This is a genomic window from Flammeovirga sp. EKP202, assembly GCF_014534745.1.
Taxonomy (GTDB): Bacteria; Bacteroidota; Bacteroidia; order Cytophagales; family Flammeovirgaceae; genus Flammeovirga.
Genome location: NZ_JACVVP010000013.1, coordinates 13,963 through 33,408, shown reverse-complemented (window position 1 = coordinate 33,408; position 19,446 = coordinate 13,963). Strand labels below are relative to the sequence as shown.

The 19,446-nt window shown below is 34.5% G+C and carries 10 protein-coding genes; 3 read left to right on the top strand and 7 right to left on the bottom strand.

Going from position 1 to position 19,446, the window contains the following annotated elements:
• Window positions 1–179 precede the first annotated feature (179 nt).
• The 3 genes from IC221_RS10095 to IC221_RS10085 are packed head-to-tail and all read left to right on the top strand — an operon-like array spanning window position 180 to window position 4,169.
• Window positions 180–1,571 (top strand): ATP-binding protein, encoded by a 1,392-nt coding sequence (locus IC221_RS10095; RefSeq protein WP_188168856.1) that lies wholly within the window; start codon window positions 180–182, stop codon window positions 1,569–1,571.
• Window positions 1,572–1,574: 3 nt separating this feature from the next.
• The gene (locus tag IC221_RS10090; RefSeq protein WP_188168855.1) at window positions 1,575–3,236 is read left to right on the top strand and encodes a response regulator; all 1,662 of its coding nucleotides are present in this window, start codon (window positions 1,575–1,577) and stop codon (window positions 3,234–3,236) included.
• A 3-nt stretch (window positions 3,237–3,239) separates the two neighbouring features.
• The gene (locus IC221_RS10085) at window positions 3,240–4,169 is read left to right on the top strand and encodes a bestrophin family protein (RefSeq protein WP_188168854.1); all 930 of its coding nucleotides are present in this window, start codon (window positions 3,240–3,242) and stop codon (window positions 4,167–4,169) included.
• 630 nt (window positions 4,170–4,799) lie between these two features.
• Here IC221_RS10085 and IC221_RS10080 read toward each other — a convergent pair.
• From IC221_RS10080 to IC221_RS10050, 7 genes are all read right to left on the bottom strand, one after another.
• Window positions 4,800–6,347, bottom strand: a complete 1,548-nt coding sequence (locus tag IC221_RS10080) for a sulfatase (RefSeq protein WP_188168853.1) — start codon at window positions 6,345–6,347, stop codon at window positions 4,800–4,802.
• A 346-nt stretch (window positions 6,348–6,693) separates the two neighbouring features.
• Complete coding sequence (locus IC221_RS10075; RefSeq protein ID WP_188168852.1) at window positions 6,694–7,878, bottom strand: glycoside hydrolase family 105 protein; 1,185 nt, start codon at window positions 7,876–7,878, stop codon at window positions 6,694–6,696.
• Window positions 7,879–7,933: 55 nt separating this feature from the next.
• Window positions 7,934–9,121 carry a glycoside hydrolase family 105 protein gene (locus IC221_RS10070; RefSeq protein ID WP_188168851.1) on the bottom strand — a complete coding sequence of 396 codons (1,188 nt, stop codon included), beginning with the start codon at window positions 9,119–9,121 and terminating at the stop codon, window positions 7,934–7,936.
• Between the two features lie 276 nt (window positions 9,122–9,397).
• Window positions 9,398–11,479, bottom strand: a complete 2,082-nt coding sequence (locus tag IC221_RS10065; protein ID WP_188168850.1) for a thioredoxin domain-containing protein — start codon at window positions 11,477–11,479, stop codon at window positions 9,398–9,400.
• Between the two features lie 95 nt (window positions 11,480–11,574).
• On the bottom strand, window positions 11,575–14,868 hold the full coding sequence (locus tag IC221_RS10060) for a VCBS repeat-containing protein (RefSeq protein ID WP_188168849.1): 3,294 nt from the start codon (window positions 14,866–14,868) through the stop codon (window positions 11,575–11,577).
• Between the two features lie 521 nt (window positions 14,869–15,389).
• Window positions 15,390–16,865 carry a right-handed parallel beta-helix repeat-containing protein gene (locus tag IC221_RS10055; RefSeq protein ID WP_188168848.1) on the bottom strand — a complete coding sequence of 492 codons (1,476 nt, stop codon included), beginning with the start codon at window positions 16,863–16,865 and terminating at the stop codon, window positions 15,390–15,392.
• Between the two features lie 382 nt (window positions 16,866–17,247).
• The gene (locus IC221_RS10050) at window positions 17,248–19,293 is read right to left on the bottom strand and encodes a family 16 glycosylhydrolase (protein ID WP_188168847.1); all 2,046 of its coding nucleotides are present in this window, start codon (window positions 19,291–19,293) and stop codon (window positions 17,248–17,250) included.
• Between the last annotated feature and the right edge of the window lie 153 nt (window positions 19,294–19,446).

Below are 19,446 nucleotides of genomic sequence, written 5' to 3'. Positions count from 1 at the left end.
GAAAAAATGAAGAAGAAGGAAGTTTGGAAGTAGAACATAGAAAGTAAGCTCAAACCTTAACTAGGGTTAATGTAAATAGAGTTTACAGTGGTCTAAATTTATAATTCGTAAAATTTCAATTATCTTCATTAGACATAACTCAATACACTTCAAACCAAACGTACGATATAACAAAAACTATGTCTATTCATAAATTAAAAGAAGTCCCCACTTTTGAACACGTACCTGAAGATCAGCTTCAATGGTTAGTGGAACATGGAGAACTCAAAACGTTCCAAAATAAAGAAGCGATGTTTCATCCTGGCGATCCTGCTGAATACCTATTTGTAGTATTGGAGGGTGAATTCAGAACTTATATTTTTAATGATAAAGGGAAAAAGTATGTGGATTCATTTGGTGTGAATACCGTTTCCGGTGTCCTCCCTTTTTCAAGAATTAAGGAATTTGGAATGCTCTGTCATTCATGTGGGGAAAGTACTATTTTTCGTCTGCACAGAGACTTGTTAGGGGATATGATTCGTCACAATTACGAATTGACAGAATGCCTTGTACATACGATGACCACAAGAGTAAGAGAGTTTGCGAAAGTGCAAACCCAAAACGAAAAATTGATGGCATTGGGTAAAATGAGTGCAGGTTTAGCACATGAGTTGAATAACCCTGCCAGTGCTATGGCTCGAAGTGGTAAAGAACTGAAAAAACATCTTTCTTCCGTACCTGAAAGGTTCAAAGCCGTCATGTCTATGAACGTCAACGAAGATGAAATTGATCATGTCAATTCTTTTCTACATCAAAAACTAAACGCTCCTAAAACAGCAATGTCTTTAATGGAAAAAAGTAATTTGGAAGATGACCTTACGGATTTCCTAGAAGAGAAAGGAATGGAAGATGTAGATGATATTGTGGGGGCTTTGGTCGACTTTCAAATTCAAGAAGAAGACCTTGAAGAAATGTATGATGAATTGGGAGATCAAAATTTCTCCGCCACTTTAGAATGGGTAGGCAGTCAGCTGATTACAGAAAAAATGGTACAGGACATCAGCGAGGCGTCTGAAAGAATTTCATCATTGATCACTTCTATCAAATCCTTCTCTTATATGGATAGAAGTCAGGATATGCAGAAAATGAATGTTCACGAAGGACTTCAATCCACCGTCAAACTTTTAGAACATAAAATCCAGAAACAAGGGCATCAGTTAGATATGAAATTGGATCCTAACCTCCCTGAAATAGATGGTATGCCAGGCGAATTAAATCAGGTTTGGATGAATATTTTAGCCAACGGCATTGACGCTTTAGAAGACAAAGGCACCATAAGTGTACGCACTTCATTTGATGATGAAAATGTAAAAATCTACCTCTCTGATACGGGAAAAGGTATTCCGGAAGAAATCAGGAGTAGAATTTTTGAGCCCTTTTTCACCACAAAAGGCATTGGAAAAGGTACAGGTCTTGGCTTAGACATCACCAAGAAAATCATTGATAAACACGAAGGTACTATCAAGGTCACAAGCCAACCCGGCAACACTGAATTTAGAATTACACTTCCTATTAATAATAATATAGAATAGATAATGGATAAGAAACCGATACTATTACTTGTAGATGACGACCCTCAAGTGCTTCAAGCCGTGAAGAGGGATATGAGAAATCAATACAAAAAAGAATACAAAATATTAGCGACCGACTCTGCAAACGAGGCCTTAGATTTAGTAACTGAACTTCGTAACAAAGGAGATGAAATAGCCCTTTTTTTAAGTGATCAAAGAATGCCCGAAATGCAAGGGGTTGATTTCTTAGAAAAAGTAAAAGCCGTTTATCCCAACGCAGGCAGAGTACTACTCACTGCTTATAGCGATACTGATGCAGCCATTAAATCCATTAATGCCGCTCAAATAGATTATTATTTATTGAAACCTTGGGATCCGCCGGAGGAAAAACTCTATCCAGTAATTGACGATATTTTGTCGGAATGGCACGCCAAGTTCCAACCTACTTTCAAAGGCATTCGAGTGATGGGCTATCCTTTTTCAAAATTATCGCATGACATTAAAGATTTCTTAGCCGCCAATCTTATTCCTTATCAATGGCTAGACGTCACCAAAGATGAAGAAGCGCAACAATTAGTGGCTAATAACAATCTTACTTCCGTTGACCTTCCAGTGGTGGTAATGGAAGATGGTAATATCATCCGTCAGCCTGCCCCTACTCAACTTGCCTCCAATCTAGGTTTTCATGAAAAAGCCAAAGAAGAAGTATATGATGTGGTCATTATTGGTGCGGGTCCTGCCGGATTAGCCGCCGCTGTATATGGTGGTTCTGAAGGATTGAAAACGCTTTTAATAGAGAAAAAGGCTCCTGGAGGACAGGCCGGTACAAGTTCTCGTATTGAGAATTATCTAGGCTTTCCAAAAGGATTGAGTGGGCAAGATTTAGCAAGAAGAGCCATCACCCAAGCTACCCGTTTTGGTATTGAATTCCTCAACCCAAAGTCAGTTCATAAGATCGAGTTTGTAGACAAATATAAGGTGCTGACTTTAGATAGTGGGGAAACAGTAAAAACCAAAAGCGTTGTATTAACAACGGGTGTTGATTATAGAAAATTAATGACAGAAGGACTTCCAGAATTGACAGGAGCCGGAGTATATTATGGTGCTGCTACGACTGAAGCCAATGCTTGTAAAGACAGTCATGTTTTTGTAGTAGGAGGAGGAAATTCAGCAGGCCAAGGTGCCATGTATCTGTCTCAATTTTCGAAACAGGTCAGCATTCTGATTCGTAGAGAAGACCTTTCCTCTACCATGTCACAATACTTGATTGATCAAATAGCAGCCACACCAAATATTGACCTCAAACCTTTCACTCAAATTGTAAAGGGCATCGGGGAAGATAAATTAGAATCTTTGGTGATAGAAAATATGAAATCCAAAGAGCAAGAAACCTATGATGCTAGAGCCGTTTTTATCTTCATTGGAGCAAAGCCCTACACGGATTGGCTACCTGAGAACGTCAACAAAGATGAAAAAGGATTTGTCATTACAGGTAGAGATTTGAACGGGTTGGATTTCAAAAAATACTGGAAAGAAGATCGAGATCCATTCTTGTTAGAAACTTCAGTACCTGGAATTTTTGCTGCAGGTGATGTACGATCAGGAGCCATGAATAGAGTCGCTTCCGCGGTTGGCGAAGGAGCAATGAGTATTTCTCTTGTACACAAATATCTAAGTGAGTATTAAGCTATGATCATATACAAAGCGAATGACAATTGGTTTGGAGATATCAAACATCTTGCAACAAGCTGGACCATGGTGAAAGTAATGAGAGCGGTCCTATTTTTTGGGGTATATACCACTACAATATGGCTACTCCATTTTAAGTTTTTCCCAGAAAAAGATCAAAGTGTCATTGGTTCTGCCTTTTCCTTGTTGGGGATTGTCCTCAGTATTCTATTGGTTTTTAGGACCAACAGTGCCTATGACCGATGGTGGGAAGGTAGAAAACAATGGGGAGCATTAATCAATAATACAAGAAATCTCGCAGTATATGCTCATACTATTCTTCCAAAGGAGAACCACGTTCTACGCTTTTATCTAGCGGTCCGAATCAGTAATTTTTGCCATGCTATGGTAGAGCATTTGAGAGAAGGAACAGACCTTAAAATCTTAATCCATTTGACGGAAGAGGATCGAAAAAAATACGACCAAAGAGGTCATGTACCCAATGCAATTACACAAGAGATTTACAGTGCCATGGTTCAAGAACACAGAAAAGGTAATATCACCGATCCTGACTTGATCAATTATGGTCCCTTACATAAATCACTTTTGGATATAATTGGAGCTTGTGAGAGAATTAAGAAAACCCCTATTCCGTTTTCTTATGCCGTATTTATGAAAATTTTCATTACTACTTATGGTTTACTTTTACCCATCGCACTTACTCCTCAAATGGGGTATTTTGCTATTCCGGTAGTGATGCTGGTAATGTTCGCCTTTATTGGAATTGAACTCATGGGTGAAGAAATTGAAGACCCTTTTGGTCTGGATTGTAATAATTTACCAACAGGAGATATGGCCAAAAGTATTCAAAATAATGTTTTTGAAATTTTTGAGTTGGATGAAGAAAAAGCTCAAAATGCTAAAAGAGACTTGTATGAGAAAGTTTTTTAAACTTTAGTTTTTAGGAAAGGAAAAGTGTGGTTTAAGTACTGCCTTTTTCCTTTCTTTTTTAAGTTTTAAAAGTCTCCCTAATGAAAGGGAAAAATAATATCTAGCTTAGATCATTTTTATTTAGTTTTTCAACATCGTCAATACTTAAACCTGTTACTCTTGATATTTGCTCTACTTCTAAACCTAGTTTTAAGAGGTTAGAGGCAGTTTCAATCGTTTTTTCATTCTCCTTTATTTCTTCCTTTTTTAAACAGCCATATTTAAATAATCGCTTAAAAATTTCAGATCTTCTTCATACCTCTACTAATCTGCCTTATCCAATACGGGAAACTCTATAAATCGGAAAGAAGTTCTAAGCAACTTATCAGTATTATGATATCAAAGAAAATCAGTCATGGCAGAGGGTTGGAAAAAGAATAAAATAATTATGTTGAATTCAGTTATCAACTATCACTACAATGACTGAGGTGTAATAGCAGGAGTCTCTGTAAAAAAGACTTGGAGTTTACAGTGTAGCCCATCTGCTTTACAAAATAAAAAAAGTGAAATTTCAGTCTAAAAACATAAAATATCACTTTAAAAATGGTTATCGATCTTAATGACAAATATTTGATGGGATGAACACTATGATTAATACATTTTCATCACATTCAAATCTTTACTAATGTACTCATTATACCTCTCAATATTCTCCGTTGAAATTGGTAGAGCATCTGATTGATCAAGGTTATACTTTTTCATTTCTTTTTTCAACGCTTTGATAAGCCTATTTTTAATCCTTGAATAACTCTCATCAAAATATAAATTATGAAGTTCATTAGGGTCGTTTTCTAAATCATATAATTCTGAATTCTTGTCATTATCATAAACAAGTTTCCAATTTTCTGTTCTTAGCATACGAAAACGCCCTGCTAAAGCAACTGGATTAGCTTCCCATGGAACTCCTTTGGAGAATTGGAATGGTCTTTCAGGAAAACTCGGTACTTGTGCTTCTAATTCTTCAAATGAATGAATACTATTACCGGGAAGGCCATATTCAGCAATTACATTTTTTCTTAAATGCTTCTCACTCCCATCGGTTAAATAATCTACAAAGCTTATACCTTCCACTTGTGATGGAATATCTATATCCACAAAGTCTAAAATTGTGGGCATAAGATCAATGTTTGAAATCAATTCTGATGAAATGATATTTCCGCCAACTTTTTGGGGATAAGTGATAATCAATGGTACTCTAACGAGACAGTCATACATTGCAGGGCTTTTTGTGTATAATCCATGATCACCCATATAATCACCATGATCAGAAGTAAAAATGATGATGGTATTATCATATAAATTCTCTTTCTTCAAAAAAGAGATTAAACGACCTATTTCAGCATCAATCATTGAGATCATACCATAATAATTACGCTTCATCCGCATTGTTGTTTTCAAGTCATATGGTAAAAGTAAATCATTATTTTTCTGATGAATTTGCTGTCTGAAAGGTTTATTGGCCTCTTTCAACCCATTGGCTTCCACTACTGGTTTTGGAATATCAATAGTATCATACATTGAAAAATAAGGTTCTGGTAACATAAATGGAGAATGTGGATACAGATAAGACAACCAAATGAATTGAGGATCATCATTCTCTTTTAATAAATTGATGGCACTATCTGTTAACTTAAACATCGGGTCCTCCTCTACTTCCCATGGCATAGCTTTAATTGCCGAACGCTTGTCTTCCGGTTTTGATTTGAAGCGTGGTGTATGAATAAATACATCAATATCCTGTTTGTTCAAGAAGGAATGATTTTTACCAATGACAGCAGTTTGATACCCATTTTTCTTTAATTCTAATGGCAAATTTGTTTGAGGTCTTCCTCCACCGTGATGATTAGAATAAGTTTTATGACTTGATACATACATTCCAGAATGCAAACTGCTTCTCGACGAAGTACAAACGGGTGCGGTGACGAATGAATTTTTAAAAGCAATTCCGTCCTGCATCAACTTGTTTAAATTTGGTGTTTTGATGAACTGATTTCCTAATGCTTGAATAGTATTATATCGCTGTTGATCCGTATAAATAATAATTACATTAGGCTTCTTTTCTTTTCCATTTGTAAATCGGGCGGAGGTTAAAAGTAATGTGCCCAAAATCATAAAAATTATCAGTTGATATTTTTTCATTTCAATAGTTCTATAGTTTTTAAAACATTATAGCATAATCTTGTATTATCATGATCACAAAAGTGCTCTACTTTTTTGCTCAATTACAAATAACTGATACTTACACACAAAATAATAAAGTCACAAATAGTAAGAAGTCACACTCATTCATCATGGACGAAATTAACTATATTGCTAATATAGCAATTTAATAATTCCATCGAAAAATATTTGGGGTAGTTTTATTACGTATATCAAAGTATTGTTGCACATAAAAAATCCCTGAAAACATTAATTACATTTTTCAGGGAAATTCAAAACGAAGCTGAGTCGTTAGTCAACTATATATATTAATATGAATGAAAAATTACAGATCAATAGCTTTTAAATACGCTGCACCTGCCAATATAAAAGGACCAATAGCATGTTGATCATGTAAAACATGTTCACGTTTTAAATAATAGTCTACATCTTCGCTCATATCAGTAGGAGGACAAACATCTGTAATTTGGAAATCAGAATTCACTTTAGTCAATAACCCTTTCCAACCATTTATTCCATAACTTTTTAATTCAAGATCAAGCCACCCTTCATTCACACCTTTTAAAATACAATACGTAAACATGCCTGAACATGAAGACTCAGAAAAACTATCTGGATGATCTAATAACTGATGCCATAAACCATCTTCATCTTGGTATTTAATAATTCCTTTGATAAAGCTTGTGTAATTCTCCAATATTAATTTTCTCTTAGGATGATCAATAGGAATAAATTCTATTAAATCTGTCAATGCCATAATGTACCAGCCGTTTCCACGTCCCCAGTAATGACCATAAGTACCTCCTCTGTCTTGTAACCAAAGACATTTCATTAGTTGGGTTTCGTTATTCCACAAATAGTCATGGTAATGCAATGATTCGTCAATAGCACGGTTTAGCCATATATCATCTCCTGTAAGTTTTGCTTTTCGACACCAATAAGGTGTAATCATGTACAGATCATCAATCTGTAATCCTAGTCCAAGGTTACGGTCTTTTTTTCTGACCAATGTACCGTCTTTGAAACTTGGAGCATTACTCAGTAGATTATCAAAAGTTGTCATCCCTTTCTCAAACTCAGGATTTGGATTGTCCAATTGGCGTTCGGCATATTTGGCAATCATACCACATTGCCACATCTCAGTGGGTTGTGAATACCATTTATTCTTGCCTGAAGGAGTATTGGTCATTACATCTCCAAATTTAGCCTGATAATTAGCAAAAAAATCTATGTTTTGATTAGAGTATTCTTTATACTTTTTCTTTTTGGTCACTTCATAAAGTGCATCCATACCTTCCATCAAAAGAAAGTTTTGATACATCCATGCATTATAACGGCTCAGCTTTGCGGTGCTTGTACTCTTTGGTTCCTCTAAAGCAGTATGTTTTATAACATCATTTGCAATTTTAAAAAGAATAGTATTCTCATTGAACGCTCTTTTTGTAAAAGAAAAAATACCAACTATAATGAACATGGCAAAAATGCCACTCATAAATTTACGGAAGTCCATTTTTTTATATTTTGGTGATGATCAAGAAAACTTGTTTTCAATCTACTTTTTATTTCTACTGATGTTTTGTAGCCTTTAAATATTCTGCCCCTGCTAATATATAAGGACCTATAGCATGTTGATCATGTACAATACGCTCTCGTTTAAGGTAATAATCGACATCGTCACTCATACCTGTTGGAGGACAAACATCAGTAATTTGGAAATCTGAATTTACTTTAGACTGTAATCCTTGCCATCCTTTTATTCCATATTGCATAAATTCAGGATCAAGCCAACCTTCATTCACACCTTTTAAAATACAGTAGGTAAACATGCCTGAACAAGAAGATTCAGAAAAGCTTTCAGGATGATCCAGTAATTGATGCCATAACCCATCCTTATCTTGGTATTTTATAATTCCTTTCATAAAATGGGTATAGTCTGCCATTATTAATGCCTTTTTAGGGTGGTCTTCAGGTATGAATTCTAATAAATCTGTAATCGCCAGAATATACCAGCCATTACCTCGGCCCCAGTAGTGACCGTAAACTGAACCCGTATTTTGCAACCAAAGGCATTTCATCAATTCAGATTCTTCATTCCATAAATAATCATAATAATGCAATGACTCTTCTATGGCACGATCTAACCATTCAACCTTATTCGTTAGTACTGCCTTTCTACACCAATAAGGAGCAATCATGTATAAATCATCAATTTGTAAACCTAAACCTAGATTTGGTTTTTTCACTCTCACTAGTGTACCATCATCAAAACTTGGAACATTATTAAGCAGTGAATCAAATATTTCCATTCCTCTTTCAAATTCTTGATTAGGTTTATCAATTTGACGTTCTGGATATTTGGCAATCATTCCACACTGCCACATTTCAGTGGGTTGTGAATACCATTTTTGTTTACCTGACGGTGTATTGGTCATCACATCACCGAAGGATGCTTGGTAAGTGGCAAAATAGTCGATATTTAAATTGGCATACTCTTTATACTTCTCATTTTTTGTTGCTTCATAGAGTGCATCCATAGCTTCAATAAGCATATAATTTTGATACATCCATGCATTGTAACGGCTTGGTTGAGGATTTGAGTCACTTAATGGTAGCGTTAAAGTAGTCTGTTCTACCACATCATTTGCTATTCTAAAAAGGTTCGTATTTTCATCAGTTTTATCTTGTGAATAAGCATCAAGTCCAACTACCACAAATGCAAAAGTGATATAAATGTAGTTCTTTAAAAAAATCATTTTACTCCATTTCATAGTCATTTGAAAATTATTTATCTCAAAGTTATCGAGAAAAACACCCTTAATTAGGGGCACATCTTTCAAATGCAGGGGTATTATTTGTCATTACTTAAGTTTTGATCTGAATTTAAAATCAAACTTAATTCACCATATTATCTTCTTAATTTATTTTAGCTAAGAATAGAATATATATTTTGCAATTCAATATTAAAAAACTCTACATAACTAAAAATAGAAAGGCTAAGGTTATTTTGACTTTACTTTTTGTCCTACAACTTATAATTTCAATTGTTTTAAAGTTTCAAAAGTACTTGTTAATGGCAAACGACATGATTTATCCTTACAAATGAAGATATAGGTTCTATCTTCCATAGATTTCCCTTTTAATAACTTCAATGATCCTTCATCTTTCCCTCCAAGTAAAATCTTATTCGGTAAATAATGCTTTGCAATTTCTACCCTTTTTTCTTCTGCCTTTGGACCAACAATTGCAACTTCATATTGAGTATGCCCTATCAAACTATAAAGTCTAAGCCAATTACTGTAAAAGGCAGGGTAAGCACTAAAATCGTTTTTACTATTGGCAATCATCTGTTTGGCTTGAAGTACATCTTCATCTAAATAGAGGTATTGACCTAATAGCAATAGTACATTAGCCATCGCCGAATTTGAGGATGGAATGACATTATCTGACAAGTCCATTTTTCTTACAATCAATTCTTGATTCTGATCAGAAGTGTAATAATACATTTGAGAATTTTTATCCCTGAAATGTAAATTGACATACTCTTTAATTGCGTTTGCTTTATAAAGCCAGAACTCATCAAAAGTGTTTTCATAAAGTTTGATAAAAGCTAACGCAGTAAAAGCATAATCATCTAAAAAACCATGGATAGAAGATTTTCCATCTTTAAAATTCCTCTGTATTTCACCTTCTGATTTTATTTGATGTCTTTGAATATAGTTTGCTGTTTTAATTGCATCATCTAAATAGGTTGAATCTCCAAGCGTAGCATACGCATCTAACAATCCTATCATCATTAAAGCATTCCAAGAGGTAAGTGACTTATCATCTACTTTTGGTTTTACTCGTTTATTTCGATGTACTCTTAGCAATTGCTCTGAGATGGTAATCGATCTTTTGACTAGATGAAGCTCTTTTTGATATAGCTCTGCGACCTCCTCTGCAGTCATTTTTTTGTTGAGTACATATTTCCCTTCAAAGTTTCCTTCATTATGAATACCATACATTGATTTGAAAAATAGGGCTTCCTCACCAAGTAAACTATCAATTTCATGCTCTGACCATACATAATATTTCCCCTCTACTCCTTCACTATCTGCATCAATCGAAGAATAATAAGCTCCACTCTCATCTCTTAGTTCTTGATTACAAAACGCTATCGTTTCTTTGACAACCTCTTTATAAAGTGGGTCATGGTATTTCTGATAAGCATGACTGTAAAGACTAATCAGCTGTGCATTGTCATACAACATTTTTTCAAAATGAGGCACTTCCCATCTTTCATCTACAGAATACCTCGAGAATCCTCCTCCCAAGTGATCATAAATTCCTCCTATGGCCATAGCTTCTAGAGTCGTCTTCATCAAAGTTTCAAGCTTGGAATCTGGTTGATAGAAATCTTGGGTAAGTAAATATTCAAAAAGTGAGGGCATTGGGAATTTTTGTTGGCCTTTTTTACCTCCATTGATAATATCTATCTGGCTCAATACCCTAGTGTTAATATCTGCTAATAGAGAATCATTGAAAATTACCTTTTCACTATTGAAAGTCGGTTGCTCGATTTCATTAATGCCTTGTGTGATTTTCTCGGCTTGAGTTATTAGTCTTTGAGGTTCTTTTTCGTACAATTCTGAGAAATATTCAATTACTTTTATCCATTTCTCTTTTGGAAAATAAGTACCTGCAAAAACGGGTTTACCATCCGGCAATGCAATGATATTTAAAGGCCAGCCCCCTTCACCATTTAATAACTGTGCGGCATTCATATACACTTGATCAATATCAGGTCGTTCCTCACGATCTACCTTTATTGAGAAATATGAATCGTTCATTTTAACTGCTACTAATGAATCTTCGAACGACTCTTGTTCCATTACATGACACCAATGGCAAGCAGCGTAACCAATACTAATAATCAAGAGTTTATCTTGTTGTTCCGCTTGTTCTAACACACTGTCTTTCCAAGGTTGCCAATTCACGGGGTTGTGTGCATGTTGTAACAGATAAGGGCTACTTTCATAAATCAGCCCATTGCTCGTACTTGCATGCTTCTGATCTTGAAGGTTAGTGCAACTTAGAAGTAAAAAAGAGATTAATATAGAATAGAATTTCATAAGTAGAATGATGATGAGTTCTTAAAATTAGTAGTTTAATTTCAATTATGGTTGCTTGGAACAATTAGGTTGTCCTACCCTTTAAATTAACATTTCTATATAATTTCTTCCTTTCCCACTAAATAAAGTATCGGAGTATTATTGTTTCTCATGATCAAAAGATGTAACTCATTTTGTATAGTCAGTGGCAATATTTGCTTTACTTCACCATTTGCAAAAAGACCTGACTCATAAGGATATAAACACTCTAATGTACCTTCTGAATTCCCTAATAAAACACCTCCATAACTTGCATCATTTCGTGTCGTTTCCACTTCTGCATTGAGCATATTACCTGCATAAATGATGTCTTGTTTTTCGTCATTATTAATATCAATCACACAATAATCATTAATGGATGATATTTGACAATAATTCGGCAACTTGGATTTAACAAACTTTCCTCCCTCATTTTTCATTAGTATAGAAGCAAAAGTAGTGGCTTTGTATTCTAATGAATTATCGATATCAAAATCTTTATAAATTTCTTCCAAATCACTTTTGGCAAATTGATCATAGGTCTCAAATTTCTTCTTGAGTGCCGGTAATTGCTGAGATGAACATTGTTTTCCTCTAACTGGATAATAATCTCCATCCTGAGAATAGGACAACACAATATCTTGTGAACCTGATTGATCAAAATCTTTTGTGAATACTTTGAAAGGTTGCTCATTTGATGCTTTATATTTATAATTTTCGCCCAAATTTCCTAAAAGTAAATCCATATCGCCATCATTATCAATATCCACTTTTTCTATGGAATACCACCATCCTGCCATCTCTTCAAAACCAACTATTGATCCTTCTGTAAGCTCAAATTGTTGACGTGCATTTTGAGTAAAAACCTTTGGTTCCATCCATTCTCCTACCACTATAAAATCTTCCAACCCATCTTCATTAATATCTACCCATTCTGCATCCGTTACCATTCCGATTTCTCTTAAATCGGGAGCTACTTCATGAGTAACATCAATAAATTTTCCGCCTGCATTTTTGTAAATCAAACTAGAAGCAGGAAGTGGGTACTGATGTGGTCGATGACGATTGCCTATTAAAATATCGGTATATCCATCTTTGTTATAATCATAAGTCTTTACAATCCCACCACTCATTTTATGGCTTGGTAAGAGATTAACATCATAGTCAAACTCTCCTTGCCCGTTATTGAGATATAAACGATCTAGATAATTCTCTGAATTTTCTTCAAATTCATTTCCTCCACTTAAAACTAAAAGGTCTAGATCTCCGTCATTATCCACATCAAAAGCAATGGAAGAAACATCTTCAAAATGTTGATGTTGTTGGAAGATCGTATTGGAAATTTCCGTAAAAAGTCCATTATTTTTTTGTAAAAACAAAGATGAGCTTTGACCATGTGCTCCTCCTATATAAATGTCGTCTAATCCATCATTATTAAAATCAGCAACTGTTGCTGCTGGTCCGAATTGAGACATTTTATGAGGGAGTAAAATCTGTTTAGAATAATCATCAAATTTGTTTTCAATATGAGTGTAATTGATCCCTATTTCTGATACGTTTTTCTCTTGAAGTAATGATTGTTTTGAAACATTATTTTTGGAGTTGTAAGGAGAAATAGATTTGTAATCTACTGACAAGAGTTGATTTGGGGCTAAATCTGTCAATTTAGAAAAAACGCCTTTTTCCCATTCGATCACAACACTATCTATTGTCTCCTCTTGATGCAACCCAAAATGTAAAGTAGAAGTAACAGATGACAAATAGCCTCTTGCCAAGTAATGTTCTTTATATTGCTTTTTACCATTTTGATATAAAGTCACCTTGGTGCCAATGCCATGATGGTTTTTTAGTTTTAGTTCTAAATAAGGGTTCTTGGTTTTGTTTTCATATACCAAAGTAGGACTATCAATATTATTGATCACCAAATCCAAATCTCCATCATTGTCCAAGTCTCCATAACTTGCTCCATTGGAAAAGGTTAAATCTGTGAGTCCTGCTTCATCACTGCTGTTTTCAAAATCAAGATTTCCTAGATTCGTATATAAATAGTTTTGAATCGCCTCAGAAGGCATATTTTTAGTATACTCAAATTTCTGGTGGGGAGAACTATACGCAAATGACTTTCGAACTTCATTAAAAAAATCTCTGTTATTGATGTCTTTACGAACACCATTCGAAATAAAAAAGTCACTCCATCCATCATTATTATAATCAAAAGACAAGGAAGCCCAACTCCAATCTGTGGAATGAATATTGGCAAGATGAGACACTTCACTAAACATTGGAATATCCTCTTTGATTCCAGCGTTCAACTGGAGTGCATTGTGCATATATTGATAATGAAGCCCTTTCTTTACGATATCCCAAAACAGTGGAATATTCATACTTGCCATATTAGCTTTAGAACGATAGTTATCTGCAGGACTCATATCAAGTTGAATTAGGTCAAGGTAACCATCGTTATTAATGTCCACTACATCTGACCCCATACTATAAAAAGAAGTATGTTGGACGCTTTGATTCAGTACATCAATAAACTTTTCGCCTTTTTGATTTAAAAATAAATAATCAGGTGAAGCAAAATCATTGGACAAATAGATGTCTATATAACCGTCATTATTAAAATCTCCAAGGGCTGCACTGATGGTCAAATCAAAATTAAGTAACCCAGACTCTTCAGTGATATCAACATATTTACCATTTTCATTTTTGAAAAAATGATTGGACTCCTCTAGTTTTGGCTTATCCATCTTATAACGATAGTAACCAGGAGATCTATCAAAATCTGTTGGAGGATAATTAATCACTAATAAGTCAAGGTCTCCATCTAAATCATAATCAAAAAAGTAACCTTGATAGCTATCTCCATTATCTGCTATACCATACTGCTCCGCTTTTTCCGTAAAAGTCAGGTCTCCGTTATTGATATATAACTCGTTCTTACGATCTTCTCCTAAACCTGAAACACTTACATAAATATCTTGAAAACCATCATTATTAATGTCAATAATAGAGACTCCGTTGTACCATTTTTGGATATTCCCACCTGTTTGAGAAGATGAAGTAATATCTTCAAATTTTAATTCCCCTTTGTTTAAATAAAGCCTATTCTCTACTTGATTGGCCGTCAAAAAAAGGTCTTCCAATCCATCATTGTTACAATCAAAAATGGCTACGCCTCCTCCCATATATAAATAAGGGTAAGTGAAATAGTTCAAACTATCACTTTCTGAAAGATTATTTTCAAAATTGATTCCAGTGTCAGCTCCATCTAATTTATGGAAACCATTATCATGGTTCACTTGTTCCTTTAGGGGCTTTGAACAGTTAGTGAGTGTCAAAATAAAGAGATAGAAGAAGATATTTTTCATAACAAGAAGTAGATAATAAGTAATATTCATTTCAATAATAATAGGGGATGAGTAAAGAAATTGTTTCGTCACACTTTTTTATTACACTCCGTTCTTTAACTCACCCCTGCTCTATTAACCTTACTAACTTTCACTATAGTACTTGAGTACTTCTAAACTAGCTTTGAAAGTAATGTAAAGGTAGGCCGTTTGTCACTTATTCATGGGGCATATTTCTCTAAATGAAGGTGCAATTTATTCAAAAAACCCTTATTAGAGGTTGTTTTCGCAGTTTTAGAAGAAAAAGTGGGTAAACATGAAACATTAATAATGTTGTTCCACATCTACCCATAATCTAGAGTACATTAAAGATAAGTTGTAGTTAATTTTGCGAAGTAATACTAGAGACTTAACGTTACGTAAAAATATGTAAGGACACTGCAATGCAATGTCCTTACATGCACTATTTTAATTACCATGAAAACCGTCTCTATGGCTTTAATAATTCCATGACTATTATTCAAACACACATTTCTATTTTTTTAATTATTGATATAAGGCTGATTTAAATGAATAATTATTTCTTTCGCCCTTTTAAATTTATTGCTATCCTCATCAGATGAAATTTTATCAAGAATATAGGATACATTCTCATCGATGATTAAATCATTTCTTTTTTGAAGGTCTGGATCTTCAATACCATACAAGAAGTTATTATTGAAAAAAGTATTGATATCCTTTCCGTATTTTACTTTTGTGGCGTTAGTCGTGTAAAATACATTATTGAAGAATTGAGTATTTATTGGCCAAGGTCCACCCCAATTGTCCATATAAAAGAAGTGATTGCTCTTTTCATTTGCTACTTTTTCTTTGACGATCACATTTCCATAAAATTTGGTATCACTTACAGGGCCAGTAATATGGATAACAGGTGAAAACCACCCCATTCTCTCCGTTTGATAAGGTCGAACACCATCATTCACACTCAAGTTATACCTCACTATGGTGTTTTCAGTTCCTATGTTATAATCTCCACCTAAATCGTGGCCTTTATTACATACCAATAAGAATCCACCATAATTATCATGACTGTAGTTATATTGAATAATCGTATTTCGGGAGTTATAATCTGAATCAAAACCCTGACCATCCCATTTTGCTTTGTGGTCTGATACCTCATTATATTGGATCAAAGTATTGTCTGTACTCCAAGGCCAGATGCCAGCTGCAGCCTCTTCATGTGATAAAATATCAGGACAATCTCTCATGACATTGTACTCTATTATACATCCATCTGTAGCAATCGGAACAATACCATCACCTGGTACTTTTTCTATTAAATTATTACGGATAATCACTCCTAAGCTAGGGTACCAGTTAGACCTACCAGCATAACCAGAACTTGTTATAGCATTTCTTCCACAATTATAAATATGACAATTTGTGATCTTCAAGTCCACAAATCTAGAACGCTTTACTTTACCGTGATTTTTCCAGAAAATACCACTTCCACCACCTTCTCTTTTTACTAAACTCCCATTCACATTTTGAATTTTGAGGCTATCCAAATGTAAGCCATGACTCTCTCCATAATCTATTGCTTCCACTAAAACACCAACACGTCTTGCCTCTCTTTTCTTTCCAGTATTTGATATCACCAAGTTCTTAACCGTCACAAATTCTGAGTTTTGAAGCAAAACGGTATACTTTTTTTCCCCTTTTCCATTAATCAATGGTCTCTCTCCTTTCCCATATTTACTGATGATAATTGGTTGAGTGATCAACCCCATAAGTTGAGTTAATTCCAACTGACCTTCCCAAACATTATTGGATTTAAAAAGAACTTGATCGCCAGGAGATAGCTTTAAGTTATTTACTTTCTCTAATGTTTTAAAAGGTTGATCTACAGACAATCCATTGTTTTTATCATTCCCATCGGAATAACTCACATAATAGACCTCTGCCATCACTTTAGATTGAATCAGTAGGATCAATAAAATTTTAATACAATACTTCATTTTAATTTATTTGATATTAAATATTAGTTGGCTTATTAATAAAACATTGTTACTATTAGAGCAATCACTATAGTAATTGCAAAACTCGTTATGAGGGTTATTAACTCCTTTTTGATTTTTTTACTTCTTTGTTCCATTATTTAATAGTTCTATTTTCTACACCAGAATTAACTCGAAAAGAGTAGTCACATTTTTTAGAAAAGGATAATTTTAATTAGTATAAACGAGGTAACTGTACTATTTAATAATCATTTTTTTTCTCTAGTCAATGCAAGTGAAGGTTCGCAATATTTTAAATACACACTTTAATTGATGACCTGTACAATTCTTAGGTTTTAAATAAGAATTATACAAGCCACTAATTGTCTTTCCTTACAATTGATTACTTAACTATAAACTTTTTATGTTGATGTGTAGTCAAATCATTAAGGATATACACCCCTCTAATGAAAGTACTCACATCAATTTTTTGATTACTTCTTAATTTTAGGCTTTTAATTACCTTACCTTCTAATGACATGATATTGAAATCATGTACCTCATCACCAACAAATAATACCGTCAACTCATCACTAACAGGATTTGGGTACACTGAAAACGACACCTCGTCTTGAATTTCATCCTCTATGTTTCCTCCTTTAGTTCTCAGATTACTTGTTGTTTTTTCTCTAAGGAACAAATTGTCAGCATATAAATAACCTGCCTCACTTTTTGGATGATAAACGTATACTTTTGCTGATGTTACACCTACACCCGTTGTGAATTCAATTGATTTTAAATTATAAACCGAATTAGAAAAAGTAGTGTAAGCTTGTGCGGCGCCATGCTCTTTCACACCTATTCTTCCTTCTCCTCCTGCTGTTGATTTCACTGCCGCAGAAAAAACATAAGTAGTATTCTCCTTCAACCCTGTTATTTGCTTTTCGTAGCCACCTCCCCAATAATCATTATTGTCTAATTTGACAGCATAATCACCAGAGTTAGTATTACTTTGTACTACTGTACTACCACCCCATAAATTATTGGATGTTCCAGATTCAAAACCTCCATCACTGATTAGGTTGGTATCGGTCTCTTTTTGGTATACTCTGATATAATCCACCAAGTAAACTGTAGAGTCAGGAAGATTAGCCGTAGACCCACCTGCATTTCCACCTAGTGCAAGATTCAACCAAAGCATCTGAGGGCTGTTTTTAAATGGTGCTTTGCCTGGGCAATCATAAGCTTCTGCATGATTGGCTACATCAGTACTCATCTCATTGATAAATACACCATCTACAAAAATTCTCAACTTATCTTCAGTCCAATCCAACGTCCAAATATGGTATTTATCAGCCCAATTCGGGTCATTAAATTTTGAAACCTCAACTGCTCTTGCATCCCACTTCGCTGACCATCTGTTTTTGTTCGCTACTGCATAGTTTCCGAGAATTTTACCTCCATAGTTTTCCATAATGTCAATCTCCCCTGCTGCTGGCCATTCATTTGTTTGACAACCTAATAGGTCAAGAGAATCACCATACGTTTGTTCTCCCGAAATCTGTCCTACTGTCCATATCGCAGGCCATGTACCTGTCAGGTTGGTTACTTTTGCTCTACATTCAACACGTCCATACAAAAAATCAAAAGTTCCTCTTGTGTAAATACTTCCTGATGTCCAGTTCGCATACTGTCTATTTTTGCGATAATCAGACGATGATGGGTCATAATCTTCATTAGCAAATTGCTCTCTAATGGCAGAAATCACAAGATCACCATCTTTTTGGATTAGATTATCAGGATGATAATACTGTGCCTCATTATTTCTTTGAAACCCTCTTTCGTGATCCCACTTTGTGGTGTCAATCGCTCCATCTGTATTGAATTCATCACTCCAAACCAGATGATAATCGGTGTCTTCAATTGGATCTAATTTCACTAAGAAATCTGGTCCAAGATCATAAAGCTCTAAATCATCCGTGTAAATTAACCCTGCATTTGCAGAAGGATTATAAACGCCAATTTTTGCTGAAGTATTAAAACTTCCAGTTGTAAACTCAACGCTGACTTTTTCATAATTAGTAGAACTAAAAGCGGTAGACACCCCTTGTCCTCCAAACTCTTTGGCAAAAACAGTCCCTTGACCATTTGAAAGTTCATGTTTTACCATTGCTGACAACTCATATTTAGTGTTTGGAGATAGACCAGTGATTAATATTTCTAAGCCTCCACCCCATTGTGAGTTGTTGTCTAATGCGGCTGCATTACTGCCACTGTTTACCTGACTCGAAGAGATAGATGAACCTCCCCATAATCCGGTAGTTTGACCTGATTCAAAAGTTGGATCAAAGCCCGAAAATTCAACTAATATATTAGGATCACCTTGTCCATAAGTATTAGTGAAATATAAAAATGCTAGTGTTGTTAAAAGTAATTTAAAACATTTCATGTTCATGTTATTTAAGAGTAAATTTTCATTTCATTGGGTATAGATTTTAGGATTTACACCTATTTATGACAGTCTTATAAAACATTGAAAACTAAGTTTTTTAAAGTCTCGAATTATAACTTTCCATTAAAGTCCAATGGAAGAACTACCAAA

Excerpts from the sequence above, each read along its gene's own strand:
- IC221_RS10095 (WP_188168856.1), top strand. The coding sequence starts at position 180 with ATGTCTATTCATAAATTAAAAGAAGTCCCCACTTTTGAACACGTACCT.
- IC221_RS10090 (WP_188168855.1), top strand. The coding sequence starts at position 1,575 with ATGGATAAGAAACCGATACTATTACTTGTAGATGACGACCCTCAAGTG.
- IC221_RS10085 (WP_188168854.1), top strand. The coding sequence starts at position 3,240 with ATGATCATATACAAAGCGAATGACAATTGGTTTGGAGATATCAAACAT.
- IC221_RS10080 (WP_188168853.1), bottom strand. The coding sequence starts at position 6,347 with ATGAAAAAATATCAACTGATAATTTTTATGATTTTGGGCACATTACTT.
- IC221_RS10075 (WP_188168852.1), bottom strand. The coding sequence starts at position 7,878 with ATGGACTTCCGTAAATTTATGAGTGGCATTTTTGCCATGTTCATTATA.
- IC221_RS10070 (WP_188168851.1), bottom strand. The coding sequence starts at position 9,121 with ATGATTTTTTTAAAGAACTACATTTATATCACTTTTGCATTTGTGGTA.
- IC221_RS10065 (WP_188168850.1), bottom strand. The coding sequence starts at position 11,479 with ATGAAATTCTATTCTATATTAATCTCTTTTTTACTTCTAAGTTGCACT.
- IC221_RS10060 (WP_188168849.1), bottom strand. The coding sequence starts at position 14,868 with ATGAAAAATATCTTCTTCTATCTCTTTATTTTGACACTCACTAACTGT.
- IC221_RS10055 (WP_188168848.1), bottom strand. The coding sequence starts at position 16,865 with ATGAAGTATTGTATTAAAATTTTATTGATCCTACTGATTCAATCTAAA.
- IC221_RS10050 (WP_188168847.1), bottom strand. The coding sequence starts at position 19,293 with ATGAAATGTTTTAAATTACTTTTAACAACACTAGCATTTTTATATTTC.